The 26266-nt window shown below is 75.1% G+C and carries 21 protein-coding genes; 4 read left to right on the plus strand and 17 right to left on the minus strand.

The genetic code is table 11. The features are described from left to right. Nucleotides 1–2: 2 nt before the first annotated feature. Nucleotides 3–1565 carry an ABC transporter substrate-binding protein gene (locus NRO40_RS26895; RefSeq protein WP_058941167.1) on the minus strand — a complete coding sequence of 521 codons (1563 nt, stop codon included), beginning with the start codon at nucleotides 1563–1565 and terminating at the stop codon, nucleotides 3–5. A gap of 279 nt (nucleotides 1566–1844) precedes the next feature. Between NRO40_RS26895 and NRO40_RS26900 the strand changes: the two genes are divergently transcribed. Further along, entirely contained in the window at nucleotides 1845–2306 is a 462-nt protein-coding gene (locus NRO40_RS26900; protein WP_232790988.1) for a hypothetical protein, read from the plus strand. A 343-nt stretch (nucleotides 2307–2649) separates the two neighbouring features. Next, on the plus strand, nucleotides 2650–3015 hold the full coding sequence (locus NRO40_RS26905; protein WP_058941166.1) for a VOC family protein: 366 nt from the start codon (nucleotides 2650–2652) through the stop codon (nucleotides 3013–3015). Nucleotides 3016–3360: 345 nt separating this feature from the next. Here NRO40_RS26905 and NRO40_RS26910 read toward each other — a convergent pair whose 3' ends face one another. From NRO40_RS26910 to NRO40_RS26945, 8 genes are all read right to left on the minus strand, one after another. Continuing rightward, complete coding sequence (locus tag NRO40_RS26910; protein ID WP_079046887.1) at nucleotides 3361–4977, minus strand: MFS transporter; 1617 nt, start codon at nucleotides 4975–4977, stop codon at nucleotides 3361–3363. A 142-nt stretch (nucleotides 4978–5119) separates the two neighbouring features. Further along, nucleotides 5120–7459, minus strand: a complete 2340-nt coding sequence (locus NRO40_RS26915; protein WP_058941165.1) for an FAD-dependent oxidoreductase — start codon at nucleotides 7457–7459, stop codon at nucleotides 5120–5122. Between the two features lie 57 nt (nucleotides 7460–7516). Continuing rightward, complete coding sequence (locus NRO40_RS26920; protein WP_058941164.1) at nucleotides 7517–8335, minus strand: SAM-dependent methyltransferase; 819 nt, start codon at nucleotides 8333–8335, stop codon at nucleotides 7517–7519. A gap of 88 nt (nucleotides 8336–8423) precedes the next feature. Continuing rightward, nucleotides 8424–8831, minus strand: coding sequence for a lipocalin-like domain-containing protein (locus tag NRO40_RS26925; protein WP_058941163.1), 408 nt, complete (start codon nucleotides 8829–8831; stop codon nucleotides 8424–8426). Next, entirely contained in the window at nucleotides 8828–9889 is a 1062-nt protein-coding gene (locus tag NRO40_RS26930; RefSeq protein WP_058941162.1) for an aldo/keto reductase, read from the minus strand. Before NRO40_RS26930 ends, NRO40_RS26925 begins: the two co-directional genes overlap by 4 nt. Then, on the minus strand, nucleotides 9889–10671 hold the full coding sequence (locus NRO40_RS26935; protein WP_157901806.1) for a thioesterase II family protein: 783 nt from the start codon (nucleotides 10669–10671) through the stop codon (nucleotides 9889–9891). Before NRO40_RS26935 ends, NRO40_RS26930 begins: the two co-directional genes overlap by 1 nt. A gap of 38 nt (nucleotides 10672–10709) precedes the next feature. Continuing rightward, the gene (locus NRO40_RS26940) at nucleotides 10710–13526 is read right to left on the minus strand and encodes a type I polyketide synthase (RefSeq protein WP_058941160.1); all 2817 of its coding nucleotides are present in this window, start codon (nucleotides 13524–13526) and stop codon (nucleotides 10710–10712) included. After that, the gene (locus NRO40_RS26945; RefSeq protein WP_058941159.1) at nucleotides 13520–13924 is read right to left on the minus strand and encodes a phosphopantetheine-binding protein; all 405 of its coding nucleotides are present in this window, start codon (nucleotides 13922–13924) and stop codon (nucleotides 13520–13522) included. Before NRO40_RS26945 ends, NRO40_RS26940 begins: the two co-directional genes overlap by 7 nt. A gap of 120 nt (nucleotides 13925–14044) precedes the next feature. On the opposite strand from NRO40_RS26945, the gene NRO40_RS26950 reads away from it, so the two are divergent. Beyond that, nucleotides 14045–14932 (plus strand): LysR family transcriptional regulator, encoded by an 888-nt coding sequence (locus NRO40_RS26950; protein ID WP_058941158.1) that lies wholly within the window; start codon nucleotides 14045–14047, stop codon nucleotides 14930–14932. A gap of 33 nt (nucleotides 14933–14965) precedes the next feature. Here the strand turns inward: NRO40_RS26950 and NRO40_RS26955 are convergent, their stop codons facing one another. From NRO40_RS26955 to NRO40_RS26970, 4 genes are all read right to left on the minus strand, one after another. Beyond that, nucleotides 14966–16354, minus strand: a complete 1389-nt coding sequence (locus NRO40_RS26955) for an aldehyde dehydrogenase family protein (RefSeq protein ID WP_058941157.1) — start codon at nucleotides 16352–16354, stop codon at nucleotides 14966–14968. Beyond that, on the minus strand, nucleotides 16354–17376 hold the full coding sequence (locus tag NRO40_RS26960) for an acyl-CoA synthetase family protein (RefSeq protein ID WP_232790995.1): 1023 nt from the start codon (nucleotides 17374–17376) through the stop codon (nucleotides 16354–16356). The genes NRO40_RS26955 and NRO40_RS26960 overlap by 1 nt, the downstream gene beginning before the upstream one ends. 407 nt (nucleotides 17377–17783) lie before the next feature. Then, on the minus strand, nucleotides 17784–18215 hold the full coding sequence (locus NRO40_RS26965; protein ID WP_058941155.1) for a hypothetical protein: 432 nt from the start codon (nucleotides 18213–18215) through the stop codon (nucleotides 17784–17786). A 12-nt stretch (nucleotides 18216–18227) separates the two neighbouring features. After that, nucleotides 18228–19622: an FAD-binding oxidoreductase gene (locus NRO40_RS26970; RefSeq protein ID WP_058941154.1), complete on the minus strand. Its 1395-nt coding sequence runs from the start codon at nucleotides 19620–19622 to the stop codon at nucleotides 18228–18230. Between the two features lie 86 nt (nucleotides 19623–19708). Here NRO40_RS26970 and NRO40_RS26975 point away from each other — a divergent pair, with 86 nt between their 5' ends. Beyond that, the gene (locus NRO40_RS26975; protein ID WP_058941153.1) at nucleotides 19709–20860 is read left to right on the plus strand and encodes a helix-turn-helix transcriptional regulator; all 1152 of its coding nucleotides are present in this window, start codon (nucleotides 19709–19711) and stop codon (nucleotides 20858–20860) included. Here NRO40_RS26975 and NRO40_RS26980 read toward each other — a convergent pair. The 4 genes from NRO40_RS26980 to NRO40_RS26995 all read right to left on the minus strand — a co-directional run bounded on the left by NRO40_RS26980 (nucleotide 20842) and on the right by NRO40_RS26995 (nucleotide 26231). Continuing rightward, a complete protein-coding gene (locus tag NRO40_RS26980) occupies nucleotides 20842–23187 on the minus strand; it encodes a helix-turn-helix transcriptional regulator (protein WP_257375535.1) in 2346 nt (781 codons plus the stop codon). The two genes, NRO40_RS26975 and NRO40_RS26980, sit on opposite strands and share 19 nt — an antisense overlap. Before the next feature lie 301 nt (nucleotides 23188–23488). Beyond that, nucleotides 23489–24868, minus strand: a complete 1380-nt coding sequence (locus tag NRO40_RS26985; RefSeq protein ID WP_058941151.1) for an FAD-binding oxidoreductase — start codon at nucleotides 24866–24868, stop codon at nucleotides 23489–23491. Further along, nucleotides 24865–25155: a phosphopantetheine-binding protein gene (locus NRO40_RS26990; RefSeq protein ID WP_058941150.1), complete on the minus strand. Its 291-nt coding sequence runs from the start codon at nucleotides 25153–25155 to the stop codon at nucleotides 24865–24867. The genes NRO40_RS26985 and NRO40_RS26990 overlap by 4 nt, the downstream gene beginning before the upstream one ends. After that, on the minus strand, nucleotides 25155–26231 hold the full coding sequence (locus tag NRO40_RS26995) for a ketoacyl-ACP synthase III family protein (protein WP_058941149.1): 1077 nt from the start codon (nucleotides 26229–26231) through the stop codon (nucleotides 25155–25157). The genes NRO40_RS26990 and NRO40_RS26995 overlap by 1 nt, the downstream gene beginning before the upstream one ends. Nucleotides 26232–26266: the final 35 nt, after the last annotated feature.

Raw genomic sequence — 26266 nt, forward strand, 5'->3', positions numbered from 1 at the left:
CGTCAGGCCAGCCACACCTTGTCGAAGCGGGCGGAGTGCAGGGTGTTGGGCGGGGCCGCCTCCATGCCGCGGACCCGCGACGAGACGGCGTTCAGCCAGTCCGGGTGGCCCCACACGAGCAGCCCGCCCTCGTCGTGGACGGTGCGCTGCAAGGCGCCGTACAGGGCGGTGCGTTCGGCCGTGTCGGTGGTGGACTGGGCCTTGGCGAACGTCGCGTCGAAGTCCTTGCGGCGCCACGCCGAGGCGTTGAACGCGGACGTGCTGAGCAGCCGGTCGTTGATGTAGTTGGGGATGGTCATCGCACCGGAGCGGTGGCTGCCCATGACGCCCTTGGCGAGCTGGTCCTTGAAGTACGTCTCCGAAGGCCCGGTGGTCACCTTCACCCGCAGGCCGGCGTCGGCGGCCTGCTCGGCGAAGAGGGTCGCGGCCTCCACGAAGCCGTTGGCCACCGACGAGGTGTAGATGGACAGCGTCCTGTTGAGCGCACCGGCCTTCTTGAGCAGGGCGCGCGCCTCGTCGACGTCACGCGTGCGCTGGGGGACGTCGCCGGGGTAGTACTGGTAGCCCTTGCCGAACATGTCGTTGCCGACGACGCCCTGGCCGGCGAGGACGACCCGCACGAGCTTCTCGCGGTCGGCGAGCAGCTTGAGGGCCAGGGTGACCCGGGGGTCGTCGAAGGGCTCCTGGTCGCACTTCATCACGAGGGCGTGGGCGGTGCTGCCCTTGGCGGCCAGGATCCGTACGGCCCTGTCTGCCTGGACCGTCCGGGCGAAGGTCGGCGTCATCTCGTAGCCGAACTCCGCCTCCCCGGCCCGCAGGGCGTTGCCCCGGGCGTCGGCGTCGGCGGACAGGATCCGCAGCTCGTCGACGTACGCGCCGCCGTCCCAGTGGTCGTCGAAGCGGGTGGCGGCGAAGGAGCGGCCGGCCTGGAACGACGTCAGCCGGAACGCCCCCGTCCCCACGGGCTTGGCCGGGTCGGCGTACCGGGCGCTGACGACGGCCGTGCCCAGGGTGCCGAGGAGGGCCGGGAACTCGGCGGCGGGCCGCTTCAGCACCACCTCGACGACGTTCTTGCCCACGCCACGGCTTTTGCCGAGGTCGATGACGGAGAGCATGCCCTGCGCGAAGTGGTCGGTCGCCTTCGGGTCGAGGACGCGGGCGAAGGTGAAGAGGACGTCCTCGGGGGTGAGGGCCTTCCCGTCGTGGAACAGCGCCTTGCGCAGGGTGAAGCGCCATACGGTGGCGTCGGCGTTGGACTCCCACTTCTCGGCGAGGCGCGGCACGGGCTTCATCCCGGCGTCGAGCTCCACGAGCCGGTCGAACAGGGCCTTGGTGCGGGCCATGTCGATGGCCAGGGCCTCCGCGTGCGGATCGATGGTCTCCTGCTCGCCGCCCCCGGTGAACAGGGCCCGGAACCGGCCGCCGCGCCGGGGCTCCCCCTTGCCCCCACCCGCGGCCCCCTCCCCGGAGCCCGCGCCATCGCCACCGCACGCGGTCAGGGCCAGACCGCCGGCGGTCGCGCCGGTCAGGGCGAGGAACTCTCGACGGTTACGGAAGATCGACATGCTGCTCCCAGGGCTCACGTGACGGACCCCGCGCCACACGGCCGCAGGACGGTGCGGAGGGGCGCGGGGCGTGAGCAGCATTCACCAGATGAAAACGATTGTCAATCCAATCTGACGATCAGTCGATCGGTGGGCCGGGTGGCGCGCGGGCGTCGCGCAGGCCCCTCGGGCCCTCGGGTGCGCACACGCGCCGCCGCCGCCACCGCGGCCGGAGAGGGCGGGCAGGGCTGGTCGACTGCCCCTCCGCGGCGTGCGCTAGGTTGCGGCAGTGTGACGAGGGTGAGGACGAGGCGGTGGGTGTGGCTGGGCGTCGGTACGGCCGTGCCGACGCTGCTGCTGGTGGCGCTGCCGGCGGTGTACTTCGTGACCGTCTACGGATGCGGCGAGGCGGAGCACCGCCTCGCCCGGACGATGGCCCGCGAGACGGTGCTGGCGGCCGCGCCCGCGCGCGGAGCGGAGCGGGTCGACGCGTACGAGGGGTGTGACGACGACGACCTCTTCGTGTGGGCGGGGAGGACGTACCGCTACGGCGGCCCCGCGGAGGCCGCACTGCGCCGCTACCGCGAGGCGGCCGAGGCGGACGGCTGGCGGCGACGGGCAGCGGTCGCCGGTGAGCCCGTGTCCGTCTGCCTCACCAAGGAGCTGGACGGCACGACCGCGTACCTGACGGTGGACGAGGCGGACGGGGGCCTCTTCGAGGTGTCGATCACCGCCGACCGGCAGAACTCGGAGTGGTGCTGACCCCGGTCGCACGCCGGGCCCCACCGCGGTCGGTAGGGGAGGCGGCCTCACGGCACGAGCAAGGCGACGGCGGCCGGGCCTGAGCGGTCGGCGTGCGGGCCGTGACCGTGCGGGCGGACCGCGCGGGAGCCGGGACCACCGGCCCCCGCGTCCGGCCCCGCACCGCCGGAAACCGGATCCCTCCGCACGGGGCGCACGCGACGCACGGGGAGCACGGGACTGGACGGAGGGGACGGACGCGTACGGTCGGGAGATCGAAAGCCTCGGGAAACATGACGGAACCTGTCAGGAATGAGCGGCACACTCCAGTCGTCCCGTGAGACCCACCCCCAAGGAGTGAGTGATGGCGCCCTCGATCGTCTTCATCGTCTACGTCAACGACGCGCCCGCGGCAGCCGACTTCTACGCGGACCTCCTGGAGATCAAGCCGACCTTCCAGCAGCCCGCGTACATCGCCTTCAGCCTGGGCGAGGGTGCGGAGCTCGCGCTCTGGAGCGGGCGGACCGACGACCTGACGCCGGCGGCGCGGCGCACCAGCGAGGTCTGTCTCACGCTGCCCGGCGGCCCCGAAGCGATCGACCGCCGGTTCGAGCAGTGGGAGGCGAAGGGCGTCCGCGTGGTCAGCCGGCCGAGCGACGAGGTGTTCGGGCGCACGTTCGTCGTCGCGGATCCGGACGGCAACCTGATCCGCGTCGCCCCCGTCGACTGACGGCAGGCCGCCGCCCCTCGCCACGACGCCCCGTTCGCCCCGCGGACCGCCGCCGGCCGACCCGGCGCCGGTCGGGAACGGCGACGCGGCGCGCGGGCTCGCGGCCGACGGACACGCCATGCGGCGCCGCACCCCACGGGAACGGCGCCGCAAGGCGTGTCCGGGGTCCGGCAGCCGCGTACCCCGTCCGCCGCGGGGAGGCGTCCGCGGGCAGCGCCCCGTGGCGCCGCCCGCGGACGCGGCCCGCCCCATCGGCCCGTCGGAAGTCCCTGACCACGGCCGGCGACCCCGGCGGTGAGGGGTGCGCTCCGGGAAGCGGGGTGCCGGCCTTCCCCGGCCCTCCCGTCACACGCCGTCGCCGGCGCTCGGGGCGTGGTCCCGGGCCCCCGCTCCGGGGGTGTGCGCCGGGGCGGGAGCGGCACCCTCCTCGTGCTCCTCGTGCTCCTCGTGCGCCGCGGGCTTCACTCCGCGCAGCAGCAGGACGGCGCCCACCGCCAACGCGAGCATCAGGGGCGCGGCCACGAAGGCGTTGATCTGCAGGCCCCGTGCGAACGCCTCACGAGCGGCGTCCGCCAGGGCCGTGCCCGCCTCTCCCGGGAGGCGCGCCGCGCCCTCCAGCGCCGCGGCCAGCGTGTCATCCGCGCCGGCCGCTCCGGCGGGCATTCCCCCGGGGTACGCGTCGGCCATGCCGGCGCGGTAGACGACGGTGGCGAGGCTCCCCACCACCGCGATGCCGAGGGCGCCGCCGAACTCGATACAGGTCTCCGAGAGGGCCGCCGAGGGCCCGGCGCGTTCGGGCGGGGCGCTGCCGACGACCATGTCGGTGCCCAGGGCGGAGATCGGGGCCAGACCGGCGAACATGAGGACGGAGGCCGTCAGGACGAGGCCGGGACCGGTGTCCGCCGACACGCCCCACAGGACGGCGAAGCCCACGGCCGCCAGCGCCATGCCCGCCCCGAACAGGTAGGCCGGGGGCACCCTGCCCATGAGGGTGGAGGCCGCCAGCGCGGCGATCATGCCGGCGACCACGGCAGGGAAGATCCACATGCCGGTGCGGAGCGGGGAGAGCCCCAACGCGCTCTGCAGGAACTGCGCGATGAGGAACTGCAGGCCCATCAGGAACATCACGGTCACGAGCAGCGTCATCAGCGACGCGCTGAAGGCCCGGTTGGCGAACAGCCGGATGTCGAGCAGGGGGTGCGCCAGGCCGCGTTGACGCCGGACGAAGACGAAGCCGACGACCGCGCCGACCACGACGGCCGTGGCGGAGACGGGCTCCGGACCGTGCTTGGCCATCTCCTTGAAACCGTAGATCACGGCCAGCACGGCGACCATCGACAGCACCGAACTGGTGAAGTCGACGCGCCCGCCCTGCGGATTGCGGTACTCGGGCAGGAGGAGGGGCCCGAGCACGAGCAGCAGGACCATCACCGGGACGGCCAGCAGGAAGACCGAGCCCCACCAGAAGTACTGCAGGAGCACCCCGCCCACCACGGGCCCCAGGGCCCCGCCGAGCATGAAGCTGCTCGACCAGACGGTGACGGCGGTGGTGCGCTGCGCGGGCACCGGGAACATGTGGCGCACCAGCGACAGGGTGGAGGGTGCGAGGCTCGCTCCCGCCACGCCCAGCAGGGCCCGTGCGACGATCAGCATCTCCGGCGTCCGGGCGTACGCCGTGAGCACCGACGCCACGCCGAAGGCGGCGGCTCCGAGCAGCAGCAGGAGCCGACGTCCCACCCGGTCGCCCAGGGTGCCCATCGTGATGAGGAAACCGGCGATCGCGAACCCGTAGATGTCGGTGATCCACAGCAGTTGGGAACTGCTCGGGCCCAGGTCCGCGCCGATCTGGGGAACCGCCAGGTGCAGCAGGGTCAGGTCCATCGTGACCAGCATCGACGGAAGGGTCAGCACGGCCAGGCCGACCCACTCCCGTTTCGTCGCCCGTAAGGACGTGTCGTGCATCAGTGGGTCTTTCCCTCCGTGCGGGGCCGGGCGGCACGGGGCCGCGCCGGCGGGGGGTGGCGTTCGTGACCGGGCGGGCGACGGAGCTGGTCAACTCGGCGCGCCTGCCCGGGCAGTACTCTGCCCGGGCGAGGGCGCGATGTCAGGCGGACGCGCGGCGGGCGATCAGGAACCGGGGGTGCCCGTCACCGTCGGTGTGGCTGGTGACCGACTCGAAACCGGCGCTGCGGACGATGTCGGCGACGGCGTCCGCGAGGGCGTCGTGGTGCTCCACCGCCAGCACGCCGCCCGGGGTGAGCAGGCGGGCCGCCGCCGTGACCACCGAGCGCACCGTGTCGAGTCCGTCCCAGCCGGCGCGGAGGGCGGCCCTGGGCTGGTGGTCCGACAGTTCCGGCACGAGCTGGACGCGGTCGGGTACGTTCGGCGGGACGGCCGTGACCAGGTCGACGCGGCCGCCGAGGTCCGCGAGGAGCCGCTCGTCGGTGACGTCGCCCTCGACGAAGTCGACGTCGGAGCCGACGCGCGAGGCCAGGCCGCTCCGGTTCCGTTCGGCCCACCGGAGGGCGGGGGCGGAGTTGTCCACGCCGGTGACGGTCGAGCCGGGGCGCAGGGCGCCGACGGCCAGGGCGACCGCCCCGGAGCCGGTGCACAGGTCGACCACCCGGGGGCGCTCGGCGGTGCAGCGGGCGAGAGCCTCGGTGACCATGGCCTCGGTACGCCTCCGGGGGATGTAGGCGCCTTCGCCGACCTCCAGCTCCAGGTCGAAGAAACGGACCCGGCCGAGGAGGTACTCCAGCGGCTCCCGTTCGGCGCGGCGGGCCACCAGCGACCGGAACGCCTCGGTCTCCTTCTCGGGCAGCGGCTCGTCGGCGCCGCCGTCCTGGTCGTGACCGGGCATCGCGTGCGCGGCGAGGGCCAGGGCGTCGGCACGCGGCTTCGGGACCCGGGCCGCGGCGAGGAGTCCGGCCGCGTCGTCGATCAGATCGCCGGCCGATCGCGGGCGCCGCGCCGTCCGGGGGAACCTGGCACGGCAGTTTTCGTAGTAGGCGCGCAGCCACTTCGTCAGCAGCGGCTCCGTCCGGGAGGCGGCCAGCAGGTCGGGCTGCGGGGTGAACTCCGGGTCGAGTTCCTCCGCCCAGGCGTCGTAGGCGGGCTTGAGGGCGACGTCGAAGAACTCCTGCCAGTCGGTGGGGACCTGCCAGTGCTGTTCGTACCCGGTGGCCAGGGTGTGCTCCACCGTCGTGTCGACGATGGCCCGCCGTGACACGCCCTGCAGCGGCGGCCGTTCGGGGGTGAAGGGGTCCAGGTCCAACCGCGGGGTCTCGCCCGACATCCGCCGGCCGAACTCCTGGGCGAGCAGGGGGGAGAGGAACAGCCCGTCCCGGTAGGTGCCGGTCATCATCCACAGACCGCTCAGGGGCGTCTCCCCGAGCAGCGGGAACCCGTCGAGGGAGATGGGCCGGTTGCCCACGTTCACGCCGACGACCGTGCTGGTCCACAGGTTGCGGCGGGTCTGGCGGTGGGAGCATTCGAGCAGGAACAGGATGTCCCGCATCACCGGGTCGGCCAGCGGGCGCGGACTGACGATGTTGGTCGCGCCGACGTAGACGCGTCCCGCGCCGCGCGGCACGATGTGCAGGCCGCACGCGAAGGCGCGGTTGGGGGTCCTGATCACGGAGTCGGGCTGCGTCCCGTCCTGGGTGGTGACGAGGGCGGAGACCCCGTAGCCGGCGACGAGCCGGGGGATGCAGTCGCCGAGCGCCGGTACGGAGTCCACCAGGTCCTGCGTGCCGACCCCGCCGGCCAGGAGCACCTGTCCGGCCAGGAGCCGTTCGCCGTTCTCCAGCACCACACCGCGCGCCCGGCCGCCCTCGCTGATCACGGAGGTGGCGTGGCCGTCCACGAGGGTGACGCCGAGGTCCCGAGCCGTGCGTTCGAGCCGGAGCAGCAGGCGGCCGGAGTCCACGGCGTGCTCGGAGGGGATGTGCAGGGCCTGCAGGGGGCGGGAGTTGGGGTCGGGGTCGAGCCAGGCGACGTCGGCCGGGTCCACCGTTTCGTAGGGCTCGTCGTGCTTTTCGAGCATCGAGCGGATCGCGTGGAAGTTCCCGCTGTCGATGCCCGCCGTGCCGACGCTGTTGAGCAGGACGGTGGTGCCGGTCGCGGTGAGGATGTCGCGGCCGTCGGACGCCCCGCCGGAGATGCCCTCCAGCCACTCGGGCCAGATGTCCTTCGCTTTGAGGTCCAGGTCGAACTTGAGCCGGCCGTACTCGTTGTCCACCAGCGCGGTGGTCACCTCGCCGAAGCAGCCGAGCATGGCGCCGGCCGCCGTCGACGCGGCGTACGGGCGGTGCGTGCGGCCGATCAGGGCCACCGAGGCGCCGCGGCGGGCCAGTTCCACGGCGGCGGACGAGCCGAGGGCACCGTTGCCCACGACGATGACGTCGTGGCCGGAGGTCTGGTCCGGGTCGGGTGTGTGAGGCATCGGGGAAGACTCCTTGAGGTGGGCGAGCCGTTGCGAGTGGGGGAGGAGGTCGGGTGGTCAGTCCTTGACGCCCATGCCGACCACACCGCTGTGGGTCATGGGGTGGTCCGTCTCGGTGTCCTCGTCGGGGCGCCAGTCGGCCATTCCGGTCAGGCCGGGCTCCACCAGGGTGAAACCGTCGAAGAAGCGGCCGGTCTCGGCGGGGCCGCGGTTCTGCAGGCTGCTGCCGAAGCCCTGGTACACCCCCCGGATCGCGTCGGAGGTCGTACCCGTGCCGTCCGGCCGGACGTAGGCGTGGGACACGATCAGGACACTGCCGGGGGCCATGGCGTCGCGGAGTTCGGCGACCTTCCCCCGGGGGTCGTCCTTGTCGTCGATGAAGTGGAGGACGGCCGCGAGCGTCAGCGCCAGCGGCTGGTCGAAGTCGAGGAGGGCCCGGACGTCCGGGTCCGCGAGGACGTCGTGCGGCTTGAGGAAGTCCCCCCGCACGGCGACCGCGGCGGGGTCGTCCCCCAGGATGGCCCGGTTGTGCGCCACCCCCTCGGGGTCCAACTCGACGTACGCCACGCGAGCGTCGGGACTGACGCGCCGGGCCACGTCGTGGATGTTCCCGGGACCGTCGACGAGGTAGCCGGAACCGATGTCCAGGAACTGGGTGATGCCGCGCTCGGCGGCGTGCCGCACCGCGCGCCGCAGGAAGGCCCGGTTGGCGCGGATGGCGATGTCCAGGCCGGGCAGGGCCCGCAGCGCTTCGCTCGCGGCTTCGCGGTCGGGATCATGGCTGTGGTCTCCCCCCACATAGAAGTCGTACATGCGGGCGACGCTCGGGGCGCCCGCGGCCCCGTCCCCCGGGGGCTGGTCGGAACGTCGTTCCATGGTGTGCCTCCCTCTCCATCGGTGTGCGGTGTGCGGTGTGCGGTGTGCGGTGTGCGGTGTGCGGATCCGGGCCGGGCCCGGGGTACGGTCACGGCGCGTCGCGGCCGACGCGCTCCCACACCAGGACGCGCTTCTCGGCGGTGGACAGCGCGCCGCCCGTGAGGGTCAGCCGGTTCCCGTCCAGCTCCAGCAGTCGGATCTGGACGCTGTTCAGCCAGTCCGGTCGGGCGGCGACGGTGAGGGTGTGGACCACCCGGTCGCCCTCGCGGTGCCACGTCCCCGCGTAGCTGAGGTACTCGGGGGGTCCCGCGGCGGGCATCATGTGGACGGCCACGTGCCCGGTGTCGCTGTAGAAGAGCAGGCCGACGGGGGACTCCCCGAGCGGGCCCGGGCGCGGCCCGCCGTCCGGGGCGAGGGTCTCGAAGGAGACCAGCCGCCACACCCCGGCCAGGTCGGCCGCCGGCCCGTGGGGGACCGGGGGCGTGGGCGCGGTCACGGGACGCGGAGCGCGGGCGGGCGGACACGGGAGGCGTCGCCGCCCAGCAGGGCGTCGCGCGCGCTGTGCGCGATCTCGTGCGGAGAGCCGAGGGGGACGGCGCTGACGGTGTCCAGGCGCCGGACGTGCGTGTCGTCGAGTTCCAGGTCGAGCGCCGCGAGGTAGTCGTCGAGCTGGGCGGTGGTACGCGGCCCGATGACCGTGACCCGGGCCGTCCCGGCCCGCCGGGCGCGGATGTCGAGCCAGGCGACGGCGACCTGCCCGGGCGGGGCACCCACCTCCTTGGCGATCGAGAGCACCTCGTCGAGCACGGCGGTGCGGTGGCCGTCGGACTCGGTGCGGATGACGCGGCCGTGCCAGTCGGTGAGCCGGCCCTCGGAGCCGTTGCGGTACTTCCCCGTCAGCAGCCCCCCGCCGAGCGGCCCCCACAACGTCACTCCGAGCCCCAGGGCCTCGGCCATGGGCAGCAGCTCGCGGTCGGCGGTGCGCTCGATCAGGCTGTACTCGGTCTGCACGCCGACCACCGGCGTCCGGCCCGTGACCTCGCCGAGTGTCACGGCCCGCGCGGTGCGCCATGCCGGGAAGTTCGACAGTCCCGCGTAGCGGATCTTCCCCGCGCGCACGAGGTCGTCGAGCGCCGCGACGATCTCCTCGACCGGGGTGAGATCGTCGGGGAAGTGCGCCCAGTACAGGTCGACGTGGTCGGTCCTCAGCCGGCGCAGGCTGCCCTCCAGCGAGCGGATCATGGCGCTGCGGGAGTTCCCGGTGGTCAGGAGGGCGCGGTCGGCGGCGCTGACGCCGTACGCGTACTTGGTCGCCAGGGTGAAGTGGTCGCGGCGGCCGGCCAGGATCTCGCCGAGGAACGTCTCGGCCTGGCCGTCCTGGTAGCAGTCGGCCGTGTCGATCAGGGTGCCGCCCGCCTCGGCGAACCCGTCGACGACGGCACGCGCCTCGGCCAGGTCGGTGCCGCCTCCCCACGTGGAGCCGAAGTTGACGGTGCCGAGCGCGTAGGCGGACACCCGCAGCCCGCAGCGCCGGCCGAAGACCAGGTGGTCCATCACGTGGGTGCTCCCGTCCGCTGGGTGGTGACGAGGGACCGGGCTCTGTCCCGGACGACGTCGAGGAGTGGCGCGCGGTCCGCGCGGAAGTGGAAGTGGCCGCCGGGCAGGCACAGCCGCTCGGTGACGTGCTCCAGGTGGTCGGACCAGCCGTCGAGCGAGAGCCGATCGGCCTCCTCGGTCCCGCACAGGAGGGTCACCGGGACGGGGAGGCGCGGACCGGGCCGGTGCTCGTACGCCTCCAGGACGCCCAAGTCGCAGCGCAGGGGGTCCAGCACCAGCTTGCGCAGCCGGGGGTCGTCGTGCACCTGGTCGGACAGCGGACCCCAGCGCTCCTCGACCGCCGCGAGCAACTCGTCGTCGGGCAGGCCGGCCAGGGGGGCCTCCCGTCGGCCGGTGCCGATGACGTGCGGGGGCGGGCAGGACGACAGGATCAGGTGGCCGGGCCCCTCGCGGCCCTTCCGGTGCAGGGCACGGGCGGTCTCGTAGGCGACGAGGGCCCCGAAGCTGTGGCCGAGGAAGACGGACGGACCGGCGAAGGAGACCTGGGCCGTCAGGTCATCGACCAGGGGTTCGAGTCGGTGGTAGGGGGGCTCGGCCAGTCTGGCCGACCTGCCGGGCAGCCGCACGCCCCACACCCGTAGGTCGGTCAGGTCGTCGGCCCACATCAGGTACTCGCCGACCGAGCCGCCCGCGTGGGCGAAGACGTAGACGTTCGCCACGGCCTCGGTGCTTTCGCGGCGGCGGGCCAGCCAGCGTGGCGTTGTGGTGGGGCGGGGCATCGGGCACCTCGATGTCGGGGCGGGAGGTTCGGGGGGCGTCATGACTCCAGGAGCCGTTCGACGGTGGCTGCCAGTTCGGCGGGCTCCGGCGCCTCGAACACCGACAGCACGTCGACGTCCACGGGGAACACCTCGCGGACGCGCTCCACGAGACGGGCCGCGACGAGCGAGTCGCCGCCCAGGTCGAAGAAGCTGTCCGAGGGCGCGACCTCGGAGAAGCCGAGGGTCTCCGCGTACAGGCGGAGGAGGGTGGGCAGGACCTCGGGCCGGCCGGCGTCCGGCCGTCCCGCGGGCACCGGCGCCCCGGCGGCGTCGCCGGAGCCCGGGACGGCGGCGTCCGGGGTGACGGCGTCCGGGGTGACGGAGCTGCGGCCGCCGGACTCCGGGGCGGTGGGGCCCGCGGTGGCGGGCTCCCGGGCCGGCTCCACCAGGTGGCGCTCCCGCTCGTAGGGATACGGGGGCAACGGCAGGATCCTGCGCGGCCGCGCACCGTGGACGTGCCGCCAGCGCACCGCGGCGCCGCTCAGCCACAGCCGGCCGAGGGTGTCGAGGGCGGTGGCGACATCGTCGGATCCGTGCCCGCCGCCCATCGGGGAGCCGGGGAGCAGCAGGTGGTCCGGGGTGTACTCGGGGCGGGTACGGGCCGCGGCGAGCAGCGGACCGTCCGCGGACGCGTCCAGCAGGACCCGCGCCCGGCCGGTGAGCAGCGCCGACAGCGCGCGGCCGGCGAGTTCCCCGCCGGTGTGCAGGGCCGCGCGGGCCCACTGACCGGGGTCCGCGGCCTCCTCGTCGGTGAAGGGGCGGCCGAGCGGGGCGGCGAGCACCGGGACCCGCGGCGGCCCCAGAAGGCGACCGGACAGGGCCGCGGTGAGGGCCGCCTCCAGGGCGGGCGCCGCCTCACCGGTCCGGCCGTGGGCGGGGTCCGTGAGGAGGCGGACGGCGTCGGTGACCGTCAGGACCCTGGTGACCGCGGCGGCGACGAGCACGCCCGCCCCGACGCCGAGGACGGCGTGCGGCCGGACGCCGCAACGGATCCAGGCCATCGCCCGCGCGTACTCGTGGGCGAACGCGGCCACCCGCGCGGTCGTCCCCCCTCGGGGGGCGTCGCGGTCCAGGAGGTCCCCGGCGCCGTCCCCGAGCCCGGCGGCGTCGCGGCACGCGTCCACGGCCTCGCGGTAGGCGGGTTCGGCCCGGTAGCGGTCGGGCGACGGCGCAAGGTCCCCGCCGCCTGAGAAGAGGAAGGCCACCTCCCGAGGCGCGGGCCGCCCGGTGGAGGCGACGGGGCGCGCCCCGTCCCGGCCTTCGAGGACCGCGACGGCCTCCTCCGCCCCGCGCACCACGGCGAAGGCCCGGCAGGCGCGTTCGCGGCGCCCGGACTGCAGGGTCCAGGCGACGTCGGCGAGACCGGTCGCGTCCGGCGCCAGGGAGCGCAACCGCTCGGCGAGGCGCCGGGAGGTCGCCTCCAGGGCCGTGGGGGTGTCGGCGGACAGCACCAGCAGCTGCTCCGCGGCGGCGGGCGGCGCGGAGGGCCGTTCCGGCGGAGCCTCCTCCAGTACGACGTGGGCGTTGGTGCCGCCGATACCGAACGCGCTGACCCCCGCCCGCCGCGGCCCGCCGTCCGCCGGCCACGGCACGGGGTGGGTGGCGACCCGGAAGGGACTGGCGTCGAAGTCGAACTGCGGGTTGGGCTTGTCGAAGTGGAGGCTCGGCGGCACCTGTCCGTGCTGCAGCGCGAGGACGGTCTTGATGAGGCCGGCGGCCCCGGCGGCGGCGTCGGTGTGGCCGATGTTGGTCTTCACGGAACCGATCCAGCAGTAGCCGGTTCGATCGGTGTCCTGACGGAACGCCTCGGTCAGCGCGGTCAGTTCGATCGGGTCGCCGAGCGGCGTGGCGGTGCCGTGGGCCTCGACGTACCCGATGCCCGCGGCGTCGACCCCCGCGGCGAGCTGGGCCGCGCGGATCACCGCCGCCTGCCCCGCCACGCTCGGGGCCGTGTAGCCGACGCGGTCGGCGCCGTCGTTGTTGACCGCGGTGCCGCGCACCACGGCGAGCACCGGGTCGCCGTCCGCCCGCGCGTCCGCCAGCCGCTTGAGGACGACCACGCCCACCCCGTCACCGCCGACCGTCCCGTCCGCCTCGGCGTCGAAGGCGCGGCACTCACCCCGGGCGGAGATGATGCCGCCCGGGGTGAACTGGCTCTCCTTGGCCGGGACGTGGACGGCCGCGCCGCCCGACAGCGCGACGTCGCACTCGCCCGCCAGCAGGGAGCGAACCGCCGTGTGCAGGGCGACCAGGGAGGTGGAGCAGGCGGTCTGGACGGTGACGGCCGGCCCGGTGAACCCGAGCTTGTAGGCGACCCGGGAGACGAGGTAGTCGGGGGCGGAACCGAGGAGGATCTCCCAGTCGGTGACCGAGGGCAGGTCCTGACGGCGTTCGCGCAGCGTCTGCGCGTAGCCGATGTCCGTCCCCCCGCCGAAGACGCCGAAGACGTGCCGGCTGCGCGACGGATCCTGACCGGCCCTCTCCAGGGCCTCCTCGGCGCACTCCAGGAACAGCCGGTGCTGCGGGCTGATGAGGCGGGCCTCCCGCGGGGCGTAGTTGAAGTGGCGGGCGTCGAACCACTCGGGGTCGTCGAGCAGGCCGCGTGCGGGCGTGTACCACTCGCTCGTGCCGTCGGCCCGGTCGCCGGGCACCGGCTCCGGGGCCCGGCGGGTGAGGGACTCCACGCCGCCGACCAGGTTCCGCCAGAAGCCCTCCGGGTCCTGCGCGCCCGGGAAGCGGCAGGCCATGCCGATGATCGCGACGGGCTGCCCGGAGCCGTTCCCGTGACTCCCGGGGCTGTCGTACGTCACCATTCCTCATCCTCCTCGTCCCTGCGGGCCCCCCTGGCGAACGATGCGGAGACCCCTCCTCCGTGCGCGGGCCCGATCCCGGCGAGGCGTCCTCCGGGTGTCTCACGGCCGGTGCCCGGGCCGCCGGCGCCACCCGTCCCCGCGGGGGCGGCGAGGTGGGCGGCGAGCCCGCGGACCGTGGGGTACCGGAACAGGTCGACGAGCGGCACGTCCCGGCCGAGACGGGCCAGGAGCCGGTCGCGTACGGCGTGCAGCAGCAGGGAGTGCCCGCCCAGGTCGAAGAAGTTGTCCGACGGACCGACGTCGTCCAGCCCGAGGGCCTCGCACCACAGCTCGGACACGAGACGTTCAAGGTCGGCCGCGCCCGCCGGGTCACGGGCGTCGTCCTCGTGCGCGCTCATACTGCCCTCCTGCCTTCTCGACGTGACGGTGCGTCCGCTGACGGCCGGCAAGGTCATCGTGGTCGGGAGGCTCGGGGCGGGGCCAATACGGCGATCGCATGGCGCCTAGAATGATTCGGTATGGAGCTGCGCCAGCTGGAGTACTTCCTCGCGGTGGTGGAGGAGCGGAGTTTCACCCGCGCCGCCGCGCGGCTGCACGTCGCCCAGCCCGGTGTGAGCACGCACATCCGGCGGCTGGAGCAGGAACTGGGCCAGCCGTTGCTGGACCGGTCGGGGCCCGCCGTGCGGCCGACCCAGGCCGGGACCACGCTGCTGCCGTACGCCCGCTCGGCGCTCTCCGCCGTCTCGGGGGGCAGGCTGGCGCTGGACGAACTGGCCGGGCTCGTGCGCGGCCGGCTGTCCGTGGGCGTCGTCACGTCCTGTTCCACGGTGCCCGTGGCCGACCTGATGGCGGACTTCCACCGCAGCTACCCGGAGGTGGAGATCCACCTGTCGGAGGCGTCCTCGGACCGGCTCGTGGCCGGCCTGCGCGCGGGGGAACTGGACGCCGCGCTGATCGGCGTGGCCTCAAAGCCCCCGCCGGGACTTCACCACCTGATCGTGGTCGACGAACCGGTCGTGGCCGGCGTGGTGCCGGAGGACCCGCTCGCCGCACGCGACGTCGTCCCCCTGGCGGAGCTGTGCGAGCGGCCGCTGATCTGCCTGCCCCGGGGGACCGGGGTGCGGGCCGTGCTGGAAGAGGCGTGCGAGAGCCGCGGCGTCCCGATGCGGATCACGATGGAGGCCGCCGACCCGCACCGGCTGGTGCAGTTGGCCGAGCGCGGGCTGGGAGCGGCGGTGCTGCCCGCGCCGTTCGCACGACGGCACGGGGACCGGACGCGGGGCGTGGAGATCGTCTCCCCCCGCATCCGGGCCCGCATCGCTCTGGCGTGGTCGGCCGAGCGGGGCATGAGCCCGGCCGGCCAGGCGTTCCTCGACCTGGCGAGGGCCGCCCTCACCCCCGTGTGACCGGCTGCTCGGGTGCCCCCGTGGACCGGGGGGTCAGACGCGGACCAGGGTCTTGCTCCGCATCAGGAACTCCCCCAGGTAACCGTCGTGGGGCAGCCCGGGACGGTGCCAGTGCGTGGCCCGGCCCCCCACGTGCACATTGCTGATGGTGGGCTCGGCGACCAGCGCGTCGACGAGGGTCTCGTCCCCGGTGACGGCCGTGAGGACGAGGGTGTCGCGCAGGGCCGTCACGCCGTGCTCCCGCCGGCTCCAGGGCGCCAACCACACGCAGGGGAAGGGCACCTCCGCCCCCACCTGCGGCATGTCCGGTGAGGCGACCTGGTGCACCACGGGACGCAGCACCGCGCTGCCGTCGCCGAGTTCGTCGACGAACCCCGTGCCCCCGAGCCAGGGCCTGGTGCCCTCGGCCTGCTTCAGCACATGGCGTTCCAGGGCGCGGGCCGCGGCGTCCCGCTGGACCGGCAGACACGCCTTGTCGTCCTCCGGCGGCAGACTGGGCAGCGCCGCCAGGCGTTCGGCGACGGCGGCGGCGACCGGCGCCGGATCCCCCTCCACGAGCACCGCGGTGGCGTTGACGCAGCCCGTGCCACCGCCGCGGGCGACCGAGTCGACGATCATCTCCAGGTGCTCACGCCAGTCGGTGTCGGCGGTCAGCAGGATCTTCGAGCGGCCCGGCCTCAGGGACAGCACGTCGGGATGGTCGGCGTACCGCCGGATGACCTCGTCGCCGCCGTAGGCCAGGTCGGCGCCGCGCACCACGGCCTCCGCCGCCTCGTGCCCACAGGGCAGGAGGGCCACCTGGTCCCCGCCGAACCCGGCCTCGTGCAGGGCCAGTACCAGTCGGTGCGCGGTGAAGGGCTCCCGGCGCGAGGGGCGCACGGCGACCCGGTAGCCCAGGGCGAGCGCCTCGGGCCAGAAGCCGTGCGTACCGGGGTGGTTGCCGGGCACGTGTACGGCGAGCACGTCGCCGCGGCGGGCCCACACCGCCTGTCCCGTGCGGGCCAGCGGGTCGCGCCAGTCGGGTACGGCGCCGTCGGGCCGGGCGAGCTGGACGCTGCGGTAGGAATGGCCGATCCGCTCGCAGAGCGTGCGGGTGGCGGTGCGGATCGCGCTGATCGGGACGCCCGACACGCGGGTGACCGCCCGTTCGTACTCCTGCACCGTCATGCCGCCGAGCACCGCGGACCCGAAGAGTTCGGAGGCCCGGGCCAGGGCCGCGGCCCGCTCGGCGGCGGGCAGCGGCGCGGACTCCCGCAACGTCTTCATGGTGCGGTGCACGTACACCTCGGGGGCCAGCCCCGTCTCCGCCAGGAGGGCGCCGGTGACGCCGCGGATCTCCTGGCGCCGCTGCGTGCGGTACGGCCCGGTCGGCCCCAGCACGTCGATCACGGGGACCGTCGCCTCCTGCGTCGCGGGCCCCATCAGTAGACCCCCTCCACGACGACCTCGTCGTCGAACCGCTCCACCGGGGCGATGTCGGCCGCCGAGTCGCCGGGCTGCCCCTCGGGCGCGCGAACGCGCACCGCGGTGTCCCGTTCCAGGTTGCCGGGGAGCAGCAGGGCCTTGCTGACGTGGTGCATCACGACCCGGCCGCGTTCGCCGTAGGCGACGGGCGCGCCGGTGGCCGGGTCCACGACCTGGAAGGTGATGTAGGGGGAGAAGGTGTCGAAGACGCACGGCCCCCCGGCCCCGGTGCCGTGGCGCTGACCGGCGATGCCGAGGATCATCGTGCTGCCGTAGTGGCCGTAGAGCGTCGCGCCGGGGAAGATCTCGGTCCGGTAGAACTCGGCCGTGTCCCCGTCCATCTGGGTGCCACCCCAGCGGATGGCCCGCACCTTCTCGTTGATCAGTTCGACGAGCTCCTCGCGCCGCGCGATGCGGGCCAGGAGCGGCGGCGTCACCGTCATCACCCCGATCGGCTGGGTGCGCAGGATGTGCGCGGCCTGGTCGACGACGTGCTCGGCGTAGGCGTCCGCGTGGGCGTCCCTGCCGTCCTTGATGAGACGCTTCACCCAGCGCGGGTCGAGGTCGACCTGGAAGCCGTACCGGCCGTGGGTGAGGGCCGACCGGCGGAAGATCTCGCCGACCAGGTGGGGGCCCGACGGGGTGATGCCGAGCCAGTCGGCGCCCCGGGGGAAGCCGTGCACGTCGAGGTTGGCGTTGCTCCAGTCGACCAGCTTCGCCAGCCAGTCGGCGGGGCAGACCACGCGCTTGGGGGCGCCGGTCGTGCCGCCGCTCTCGAACACGCCGACGATGTCGGGCCGTTCGCCGTAGCCGCGGGGCACGAGGTCCGCGGCCGGCACGTCGCGCAGCTCGTTCGCCACGTTGGGGAAGAGGGCCAGGTCGTCGTAGCCCTTGACGTCGGACAGCGGGTCGAAGTCCAGGGTCCCGGCCCGCCGCAGCCAGAACGGCGAGCCGGTCTCGGGGCTGAAGTGCCACCGCATCGCGGCCCGTACCAACTCGTCCGGGTCCGGCCCGGCGTCGTGCGGCAGGTCGAGGATCGACAGTTCATCACGCGCCACGCGTCCTCCTCTGGTGGGTTTCCGTCCGGCGGGCGGCCGCGGCCGGCCGCACCGGTCCTCGAAGGGAGGGTGGGACGGCGCACCGCGGCCCCCGATCATCGGCGGCCGGTGACGCGGACGGACAGGGGGTACTCACCCGGCCGGCGGGAGCGCGGCGTCGGAGCGGATGAGTGGTGCCGGACGGGGAGCGGCGCCCCTCCACCGGCCCGGAGGGAAGGCGCCGGTCCCCGGTGGACCTCACCCGGTCGGCCACGACGCCGGGACGCGGTGGGGGCGCCGTCCCGGGACGGCGCCCCCCACCGGTGTCCTGCCGACCGACGAGACGGCCCCTAGCCGGACCGGGACGACCGCAGCTCGATGGTCTGCCAGGACGCGAAGACCGCGACCGGGGCGATCTGCAGCCAGGTCCACACGACGCCGGCGGTGGTGAGGTCGAGCCAGGCGAAGCCCAGGGCCGCGAGGCTCAGCAGGATCCACAGCACGCCGCAGCCGATCACCGCGCGCACCGCCCCGACGGAGATCCGGGCGGGCCGTGCCACGGCCGCGGTGCCCACGCCCAGCGCCAGCATCACCGCGCCGACCGCGACCACGAGCGTCGTACCCGGGCCGAGCAGCCGTCCGAGCGGACCGGCCGCCGCCAGGTAGCCGACTCCGACGCAGGCCATGCCGGCGGCGTCCAGGAGGAGGACCCGGCGCAGCCCGCGCACGGCACCGCGCCGGTCGGCGGGGGGAAAGCGGGTCGGGGCGGGGGGACGGGTCATGTCCGCTCCCCGTCAGTGCGCCGGCGGCGCGTCGGAGGCGGCCGGCGGGACGTTGTAGTTGAGGCGGAAGAGGTTTTGCGGGTCGTGGACGGCCTTCAGCCGCGCCAGACGCTCCAGGTCGGCCGGCGCGTAGGCGGCGCGGACCCGGTCCTCGCCGGCGTTCGCGCCGAAGCCGAGGAAGTTCAGGGTGGCGCCGGACGAGAAGGGCCCGAGCGCGTGGAAGAGCTTCTCGTACAGCGGGCGGGTGTCCTCGGCGGTGATCCCGAACAGCAGGGTGACGACGGACAGCAGGTAGGGGGCGTCCCGGTGCGCCACCGAGTTCGGGCGCTCGGGCGGCGCGGACACGGCGCCGCCGAGGTGCCGCAGCTCCACCACGCACGGCACCGGCGCCTGCGGGCCCGCGTGCTCCAGCAGCGTCCGCACCACGTCGTCGCCCACCTCGCGCAGCAGCGTGGTCTCCCGCTGGAAGGGGACCGGGGCCGGCGGCTCGTCGTGGATGGAGGCGCTCTCCGTGTACGGCATGTCCCGCAGCGCCTCCATCAGGACCGGTCCGGCCTCCCGCAGCGGGGCCACCAGCCGCTCGCCCTCCTCCGCACCGCCCGTGTAGGCGATCCGCACGTGGTAGACGTGCCGGCCCCGCATCGGCTCGGGGACCTCCGGGTCGTCCGGCATGGGGATCAGGGCGACCGAGGAGTTCATCTCCCGGGGCATGCCCTCGGCCCACCGCACGTAGGCCGTCAGGACGCCGGGCGCGGCCTCGGCGTCGTAGAAGAAGCCGCCGCCGTACACCCGGTCCACCGGGACCAGGTCCATTTCCAGCCGGGTCACGATCCCGAAGTTGTCGCGGCCGCCCACCACCGCCCAGTACAGATCCGGGTCGCCGTCCGCGGTGACCGTGCGCAGCTCCCCGTCCGCGGTCACCAGCTCCAGGCGGCGCACCCGGTCCGCGGCGTAGCCGAACGTGCGCACCAGCAGGCCCACGCCGCCGCCGAGGACGTAGGAGACGACGCCCACGTGCGGCGCGGAACCGTTCAGCGGCGCCAGCCCGTACGGCGCCGCCGCGGGGATCACCTGCTCGAAGCGGACACCCGCCTCGACCGTCACCGTGCGCTGGTCCGGGTCCACCTCGACACCCGCCATGCGGCCCGTGGTGACGAGCAACCCGCCCCGCGCGGCGGCGGCGTAGCCGTGCCCGGTGCACTGCACGGCGACGGCCAGGCCGTGCTCCGCGGCGAAGCGGACCGCTTCCTGGACGTCCTCGGCCCGCGCCGCTCCGACGATCACCTCGGGCTCGTGCCGGACGGCGAGGTTCGCCCCGGTGCGTTCCTCGTCGTACCCCTCGTCCCCGGGCAGCAGGACCGGGCCCTCCACCCGGGAGGCGAGCGTCTGGATGTCGGCGTGCTTCACGAATCTCTCCCTCGGTTCGTACGGGTGCGGACCATCGTGAGGCCGAAACCTGACAACCGCCGTCAGGTATGGGAAAGACTCGGAGGGTGAAGTTCGACCGACTCCTCTCCATCCTGCTGCTGCTCCAGCAGCGGCAGCTCGTCCCCGCGACGGAGCTGGCCCGGCGCCTGGAGGTCTCGGTGCGCACCGTCTACCGGGACGTCGAGGCCCTCTCGGCGGCGGGGATCCCCGTCTACGCCGAGCGCGGACGGCACGGCGGCGTCCGGTTGGTGCCCGGGTTCCGTACGGACATGACGGGCCTGACCCGGGACGAGGCGCGCGCCCTGTTCGTCCTCGTGGGGCAGAGCGCGCACTCCGCGCTGGGGCTGGACCGGGCGCTGGGCTCGGCGCTGCGCAAGATGATGAGCGCGCTGCCCGCGCCGCACCGGTCGGCCGCCGAGCTGACGAGCCGGCGACTGCTGATCGACCCCGACGGCTGGCTCGGTGGGCAGCGCGACCAGACCGGGCTGGACGAACTGCACGACGCCGTCCTCGCCGACCGCCGCCTGCGGATCGCCTACCGGCACAGCGGTCGCGCCACGGTCGACGTCTACTGCGTCGACCCGTACGGCCTCGTCTCCAAGGCCGGCACGTGGTACCTCGTCGCCGACCACGAGGGGCGCCCCCGGCTCTTCCGCGCCGACCGGCTTCGCGGCGTCACCGTCACCACGGAGCCGGCCCGCCGCCGTGACGGTGTGGAACTCGTCGACGTCTGGGAGGAACTGCGCCGGAGGGTCGAGTCCCGCGGCAAGGGGACCGTCGTCCGGGCCCGGGTACGCCGGCGGCGCCTGGACATGCTCCGCCGCATCACCCGTCCGCACTTCCTCGGGGTGGCCGGTGAGGGAGCGCCGGACGCGGAGGAACTGATGACGGGTGGGAACCCGCCGCCCGGAAGCGACCTGCCGACCGGCGCGGGGCCGGGGACCCGGGCCGAGCCGGCGGGAGGGCCGGCGCGTACGGCGGAAGGCCGGGACGGGAGGGGCGACGACCGGCGGGACGGGAGGGGCGAGGAGGGCCGGGACGGGGCGGCGGACGGCGACACGTGGCTGACGGTCGAGCTGGAGTACCCGGTGCCGGCCGCGGTCCGCCAGCTGCTGCAGTTCGGCACGGACGTCGAGGTGCTCGGACCGCCCGAGGCCCTCCGGGAGATCTCCCGGGCCGCCACCGACCTCGCCGCGCTCTACTCCCGCACCGGTTGAGGACTCCCCGCCGGTGCGTCGATGCGCTCGTGCAGGCCCGACCGCGACGTGACGCCGAGCTTGCCGTACACCCGGTGCAGATGGTTCTCGACGGTACGGACCGAGACGGTCAGACGCCGTGCGATGTCGGCGTTCGTCATTCCCGCCGCCGCCAGCGAAGCCACCTCGTGTTCCCGCGGGGTCAGCCGGGCGCGGCCCGCGGGCGGCGCGCTGCCGGGGCAGGCCGCCCACCCGGGCAGCGGCACGCCGCCCGCCAGGGAGAGGAACTCCCCGCACGCGACGGACGAGGCCCGGGCGGCGCGGCTGCGGCCGGCCTCCCGCCACAGCCCGTGGGCCCGGCTCGCGCTCTCCGCCGCGAGCGGGAACCGGCCGCGCGCCGCCCAGCGCCGCGCGAGGTCGTCGAGGAGCCCGGCGTCCCGGTGGGCCAGGGCGCGGACGTGCGCGGCACGCAACCCGCCCAAGGGGCACGCGAGGGCGTCACCGAGGCCGGCCAGCCGTCCCGCTGCCACCTCGGCCCTGCCCAACCGGGCCAGCAGGTGCAGTGCCGCCAGCGCCGTGGCCCTCCGGCCCGCGGCGGCAGAGCGCCGTGCCACCTCCTCGGCACGGTGGATCGCCCCCGGCAGGTCGCCGGCCCTGCCCAGCACCCCTGCCTCCTCCAGTGCCACCCCGTCGTCCGCCAGCGGATAGCGTGGCGCCTGCCGTACCGAGAGACGCACCTCGACCAGGGTGAGCAGCGCCTCGGACACGTCCCCTGCCTCCGCCAGGGCGCCCGCGAGCTGGGCCAGGACCCAGGGCCGCGTGGTGAACCAGTCCTGGCCGCCCCGCACCGCGGCGGCCCGGCGCAGCAGCGCGACCGCTTCGGGCAGCCGGCCCCGGGCGCGGTGCGCGCGGGCCCGCGTCACGTCGGCGCGGACCCGGCGGCACAGGTCGTAGGAGGCGTCCGTACGGCGCATCCGGTCCAGGAAGAGACGGGCGCCGTGGTCGTCGCCGGCCTCCACCGCCGCGTACGCCCCCACCGCGAGGTAGGCGTGCCGGTCCTCGTCGCGCCAGCCCTCCACCTGGCGGCAGCGCTCCAGCAGCGCCAGGGCGGCGGTGCCGCCGCCCGTCTCGACGCGGGCGAACGCCGCCACGGGCACGCACGCCTGCGCCGTACCCGCACCGCCGGCCCCGCGCAGCGCGGCCTCGCCGGCCGCGGCCACCTCGTCCACCCGGTCCCTCAGCAGCCCGGTCACCGCGCGCAGCACGCCGGCGGTCCCGCCCGGCACGCGTTCCGCCAGCGCCGCGGCCGCCTCCGGACGACGCAGCTCCCAGGCGAGGTTGCGGACCCGCGCGGCGAGGATGTCGGCGGTACGACCGTCCGCGGCGGCGAGTACCGCCTCGGCGTCCGCGCCGCGGCCCTGCCCCGACAGCGCCCGGCCCAGCAGCAGCGCCGAGGCGGCGTCGACGTCCCGGGCACGCGGGGCCCGCGGCGCCCGGGGGGCCCGCGGGGCGGGCACCGCCTCTTCGAGCGCCAGCCGGGCGTACCGCTCGGCCGTCGCGAAGTCGTGCCGCAGCAGGGCGACTTCGGCGGCGGTCCGCAACCGGCCGGCCGAAGGGGTCCGGCCGGCGTCGACGCGCAGGGTGACGGACAGCAGCGCGGCGGTGCCGGCGGGCTGGGTGCCGGGGCCGCAGGTCTCCTCCAACGCGTCGGCGAGCCGCCGGCGCAGCTCGCGCGCCGTCCCCGCGGGCAAGTCGGCCAGGACCGTCTCCCCGCACAGGGGCTGGCACAGGCGCAGCCGCGTCCCCCGGCCGACGGGTTCGGCGGCGATGACGGCGCGGCGGTCCAGCCGTTTCGCCGGGGCCGCCAAGCGGGCGACGAGCGGCAGGTCGTCGGAGAGGGGACCGCCCAGGGCGAGCAAGGCGACCAGCTCCCGCTCCTCGGCGTCCAGCGGTCCCAGCAGCCTCCGTACGGCCCGTACCACCCGGGCGGCCGGGCGCGGGGCGGGGCCCCGCCAGTGCCACAGGCCCTGTGCCGGACGCAGCGTCCCGTCGGCGGCCGAGGCCTCGACCAGCTCCGTGAGCAGCAGCGGATTGCCGCCGGTGAGTTCGCCCAGGCGTGCCGCCGTGTCCGTGGCGACCTGGCTGCCCAGCCGGGCGCGCAGGGCCCGCGTGGTGCCGGCCTGGTCGAAGGGCCGGGCCGTGACCGGGCCGAGCGCCCCCTCCCGGAACAGCGCGGCGAGGGCGGCGGGCAGCGGAGCGCCGAAGGGCGCGCCGGCCAGCAGCCGGATCCGGCCCTCGCGGACCAGGGAGGCCAGCGCGTCGCAGGCCGCCGCGTCCAGCGCGTGCACGTCGTCGACGACGAGGACGCGGGGCGTCGTACCCCCTGCCGGCCGTCCGGGCGCCCGCCGCTCCTGCGGGCCACGCGGGCACTGCCGCAGCAGCCGGACCAGGTCACCGTGGCCGGTCGTGCGTTCGCCCGGCGCCAGCCGGCGAACGCCTCGTGCAGCAACCGGGACGTGCCGGTGCCGGGCGGACCGGTGACCAGGACGCTCCGCCCGCGCCCGACATGGGCCGCGATCTCCGCCAGCTCCGCGTCCCGGTCGACCAGGGGCCACCGGATGGCTTCCCCCGGACCCTCGGCCACGGAGATCACCCCCTCTCCGCGGGGGCGGGCGGGACGTTGAGGTTGTGGCGCAGCAGGTTGGCCGGGTCGACGCGGGCCTTCAACCGCGTCAGCCGGCGGTGGTCGGCCGGTTCCCACAGGTCGTCCACCGGCTCGTCGGCGGCCCCGCCCGGGTGGCCCCCGTAGACGAAGTTCGGGAAGCGTCCGACGCGCCACGGGGCGAGCGCGTCGAGCAGGGCGCGGTGCGCCGCGTGCGCCCGGCCGGGGTCGGCGCCCGCCAGGGGCGAGAGGATCCGGACGAGGCAGTCCGCGTCGCGGTGCCCCACCGCGTTCGGCGGATCGGGGGCCCGCCGTAGCGCCCCGCCCAGATGGCGGATGTCGATCACCCGGCGCCCTGGGGCCTCGGCACGGGCGGCCTCCAGCACGACGTCGGCCACCTTCGCGTCGAACCCCCGCAGCACGACGTTGTCCCCGGCGTAGGCGTGCGGCCTCGGCGGATCGCTGTGGATGGACCCGCACTCGGTGTAGGGCATGACGGCGACCGTGTCCGACAGGGCGGGGCCGGCGGCACGCAGCGGAGCGACCAGCTCCGCCCCCCTGCGAGGGTCCCCGTGATGGGCGACGCGCACGTGCGCGACGCGGCGGCCCCGCAATCCGGCAGGCACCAGGGGCAGGTCGGGGTAGGCAGCCAGGGACACCGAGGAGGTCAGCGCGTCGGGCAGCCCGATGGTCCACTGCCGGTAGACCTCCGGCAGGTGCGGCACCCGCTCGGTGTCGAAGGCGATGTCGCCGCCGTACAGACTGCTCACCGGGACCAGGCCGATCTCCATCCCGGTCACCACACCCAGGTTGCCCCCGCCTCCCCGCAGGCCCCAGAACAGCTCCGGGTCGCTGTCCGCCGTCACCCGCCGGGACCGGCCGTCCGGCGTGACGACATCGAGGGAGCGCACATGGTCCGCCGCGTAACCGAACGCGCGGGCCAGCAGGCCGAGCCCGCCGCCGAGGACGTAGCCGACGACGCCCACGTCCGTGGACGAGCCGTTCAACGGCGCGAGACCGTACCGCGCGGCGGCGTGGATGACCTCGGCGACCCGGGTGCCGGCCGCGATCCGCGCGGTGCGGGCGGGGGCGTCCACCACGACCCCGGACAGGGCCGAGGTGTCGATCAGCAGGCCGCCCTCGGCGGGAACCGTCAACCCGTGCCCGGTGGCCTGCACCGCGATGGGCAGCGCATGGGCGGCGGCGTGCCGCACGGCTTCGGTCACGTCCTGCGGGACGGCGGCCCGCACCAGCAGCGACGGCCGGTGCCGGTAGGCCGTCTGGAACCCCGCGAGGCCGGTGTCGAACCCCTCGTCGCCCGGGGCGAGCACCGCACCGCGCACCCGCGTCCGCAGACCGGCGCTCACCGCTGCGGACCGCCGTCCCCGGCGGGCCCCGCCTCAGCGGCCGCGCGGCTCAGGCACCGTGCCCAGGCACGTACGGTGGGCTCGGCGGCCAGGCTGCCGAAGTCGGCCTTCAGCCCACTGCGCCGCCACCGGCCGCTCAGCCGCATCATCCGGAGGGAGTCGAGACCGAGCCCGACGAGGTCGGTGTCGTCACCGATCTCCGCGGACGGCACACCGAGGACCGCGGCGACGGAGTCCCGCACCTCGTCGGTCGTCACGGCGGGCGGTTGCGGACGCGTACCGCTCATCAGGGGTTCCTCCGTTCCGTGTCGGGGCGCGGGGTGCGGGGGCCCGCTTCGGTGATCTCGACGACCGCGCAACCCGCCTCCATGCCCTCGGTGGCCCCGACGAGCAGCACGTGGTCCCCCACGCCGACCTGGCCCGTCCGCCACAGGTGGGCCAGTCCCAGGACGTGGTCGCCCACGCTGGCGTGGCCGACGGTCCTGAGGTGGTCCCAGGTGCCGAGCTTGGCGGGCACGCCGAGCGGGTCGAGCAGCAGAGCGTGCAGGGCGTCCTCGTTGAAGCCGGTGTGGGCGACGCGGGTGACGGAGTCCCAGCCGACGCCGGCCTCGGCGAGTGTCAGCTCGGCGAGCTCGGCGACCAGTTCACCGAACCGGTTCACCGCTTCCACCATGGCCAGCGGGCCGCCCCCCGAACGCTCGGACCACGCCCGCAGCCGCGGCCCCACCCGCATCGGGTGCTCGGAGTGCCGGGCCGGCGGCAGCAGGGGCTCGTCGCCGCGGTGGACGCCTTCGAGTTCGGGCAGCGAGCGGGAGCCGACGGCCTTGAGACGGGCGAAGCCGCCACGGGTGGAGACCACGAGCGCGACGCCGCTGTCCGCGTACACCGCGTGCTCGGAGTCGTTCCACCGGTCGACCAGAGGGGTGGAGAAGTTGTCCGCCGCCGTGACGAGCAGCGCCCGGCGACCGGGGGCGTCGGGCCGGAGCAGGCCGGCGGCCAGGTGCAGCGAGGTCAGCGCCGACAGGCATCCGTGCCCTATCCCGAACGCCGGGATCGGCTGGTCCAGCGTGCGGTGGAGCACGTAGTGGGGCGCGGACCAGTTGTCGGGGCCCTGGTAGTGGACGCCGCTGTGCAGCAGGGCCGCGAAGTCGCCGGGTTCGTGCCCGGCCTGTTCGAGGGCCTCCCGGGCGGCCGCCACGGCCATGTCCGGCGCGGACAGGGTGGTTTCGACGGCGACGGAGACCAGACCGGACTCCTCCGCCGCGCCGGGGGCGAACCAGCCCTGGCGCACCGCCTCTTCGAGGGGCACGAGCGGCGGCACGTACGTGCCGATGCCTGCCAGGTGGATGTCGTCGACTATCACGAACGCCCTCTCTCAAAAGGAGGTTGACGGATGGG

The sequence above is a fragment of the Streptomyces changanensis genome, from assembly GCF_024600715.1.
Classification (GTDB): Bacteria; Actinomycetota; Actinomycetes; order Streptomycetales; family Streptomycetaceae; genus Streptomyces; species Streptomyces changanensis.

Coding starts and splice junctions, on each gene's coding strand:
- NRO40_RS26950 (WP_058941158.1), top strand. CDS start 14,045: ATGGAGCTGCGCCAGCTGGAGTACTTCCTCGCGGTGGTGGAGGAGCGG.
- NRO40_RS26905 (WP_058941166.1), top strand. CDS start 2,650: ATGGCGCCCTCGATCGTCTTCATCGTCTACGTCAACGACGCGCCCGCG.
- NRO40_RS26910 (WP_079046887.1), bottom strand. CDS start 4,977: ATGCACGACACGTCCTTACGGGCGACGAAACGGGAGTGGGTCGGCCTG.
- NRO40_RS26915 (WP_058941165.1), bottom strand. CDS start 7,459: ATGCCTCACACACCCGACCCGGACCAGACCTCCGGCCACGACGTCATC.
- NRO40_RS26945 (WP_058941159.1), bottom strand. CDS start 13,924: ATGAGCGCGCACGAGGACGACGCCCGTGACCCGGCGGGCGCGGCCGAC.
- NRO40_RS26990 (WP_058941150.1), bottom strand. CDS start 25,155: ATGAGCGGTACGCGTCCGCAACCGCCCGCCGTGACGACCGACGAGGTG.
- NRO40_RS26960 (WP_232790995.1), bottom strand. CDS start 17,376: ATGCGGTGGCACTTCAGCCCCGAGACCGGCTCGCCGTTCTGGCTGCGG.
- NRO40_RS26940 (WP_058941160.1), bottom strand. CDS start 13,526: ATGGTGACGTACGACAGCCCCGGGAGTCACGGGAACGGCTCCGGGCAG.
- NRO40_RS26895 (WP_058941167.1), bottom strand. CDS start 1,565: ATGTCGATCTTCCGTAACCGTCGAGAGTTCCTCGCCCTGACCGGCGCG.
- NRO40_RS26965 (WP_058941155.1), bottom strand. CDS start 18,215: ATGACCCGTCCCCCCGCCCCGACCCGCTTTCCCCCCGCCGACCGGCGC.
- NRO40_RS26935 (WP_157901806.1), bottom strand. CDS start 10,671: ATGCCCCGCCCCACCACAACGCCACGCTGGCTGGCCCGCCGCCGCGAA.
- NRO40_RS26920 (WP_058941164.1), bottom strand. CDS start 8,335: ATGGAACGACGTTCCGACCAGCCCCCGGGGGACGGGGCCGCGGGCGCC.
- NRO40_RS26955 (WP_058941157.1), bottom strand. CDS start 16,354: ATGGGGCCCGCGACGCAGGAGGCGACGGTCCCCGTGATCGACGTGCTG.
- NRO40_RS26930 (WP_058941162.1), bottom strand. CDS start 9,889: ATGGACCACCTGGTCTTCGGCCGGCGCTGCGGGCTGCGGGTGTCCGCC.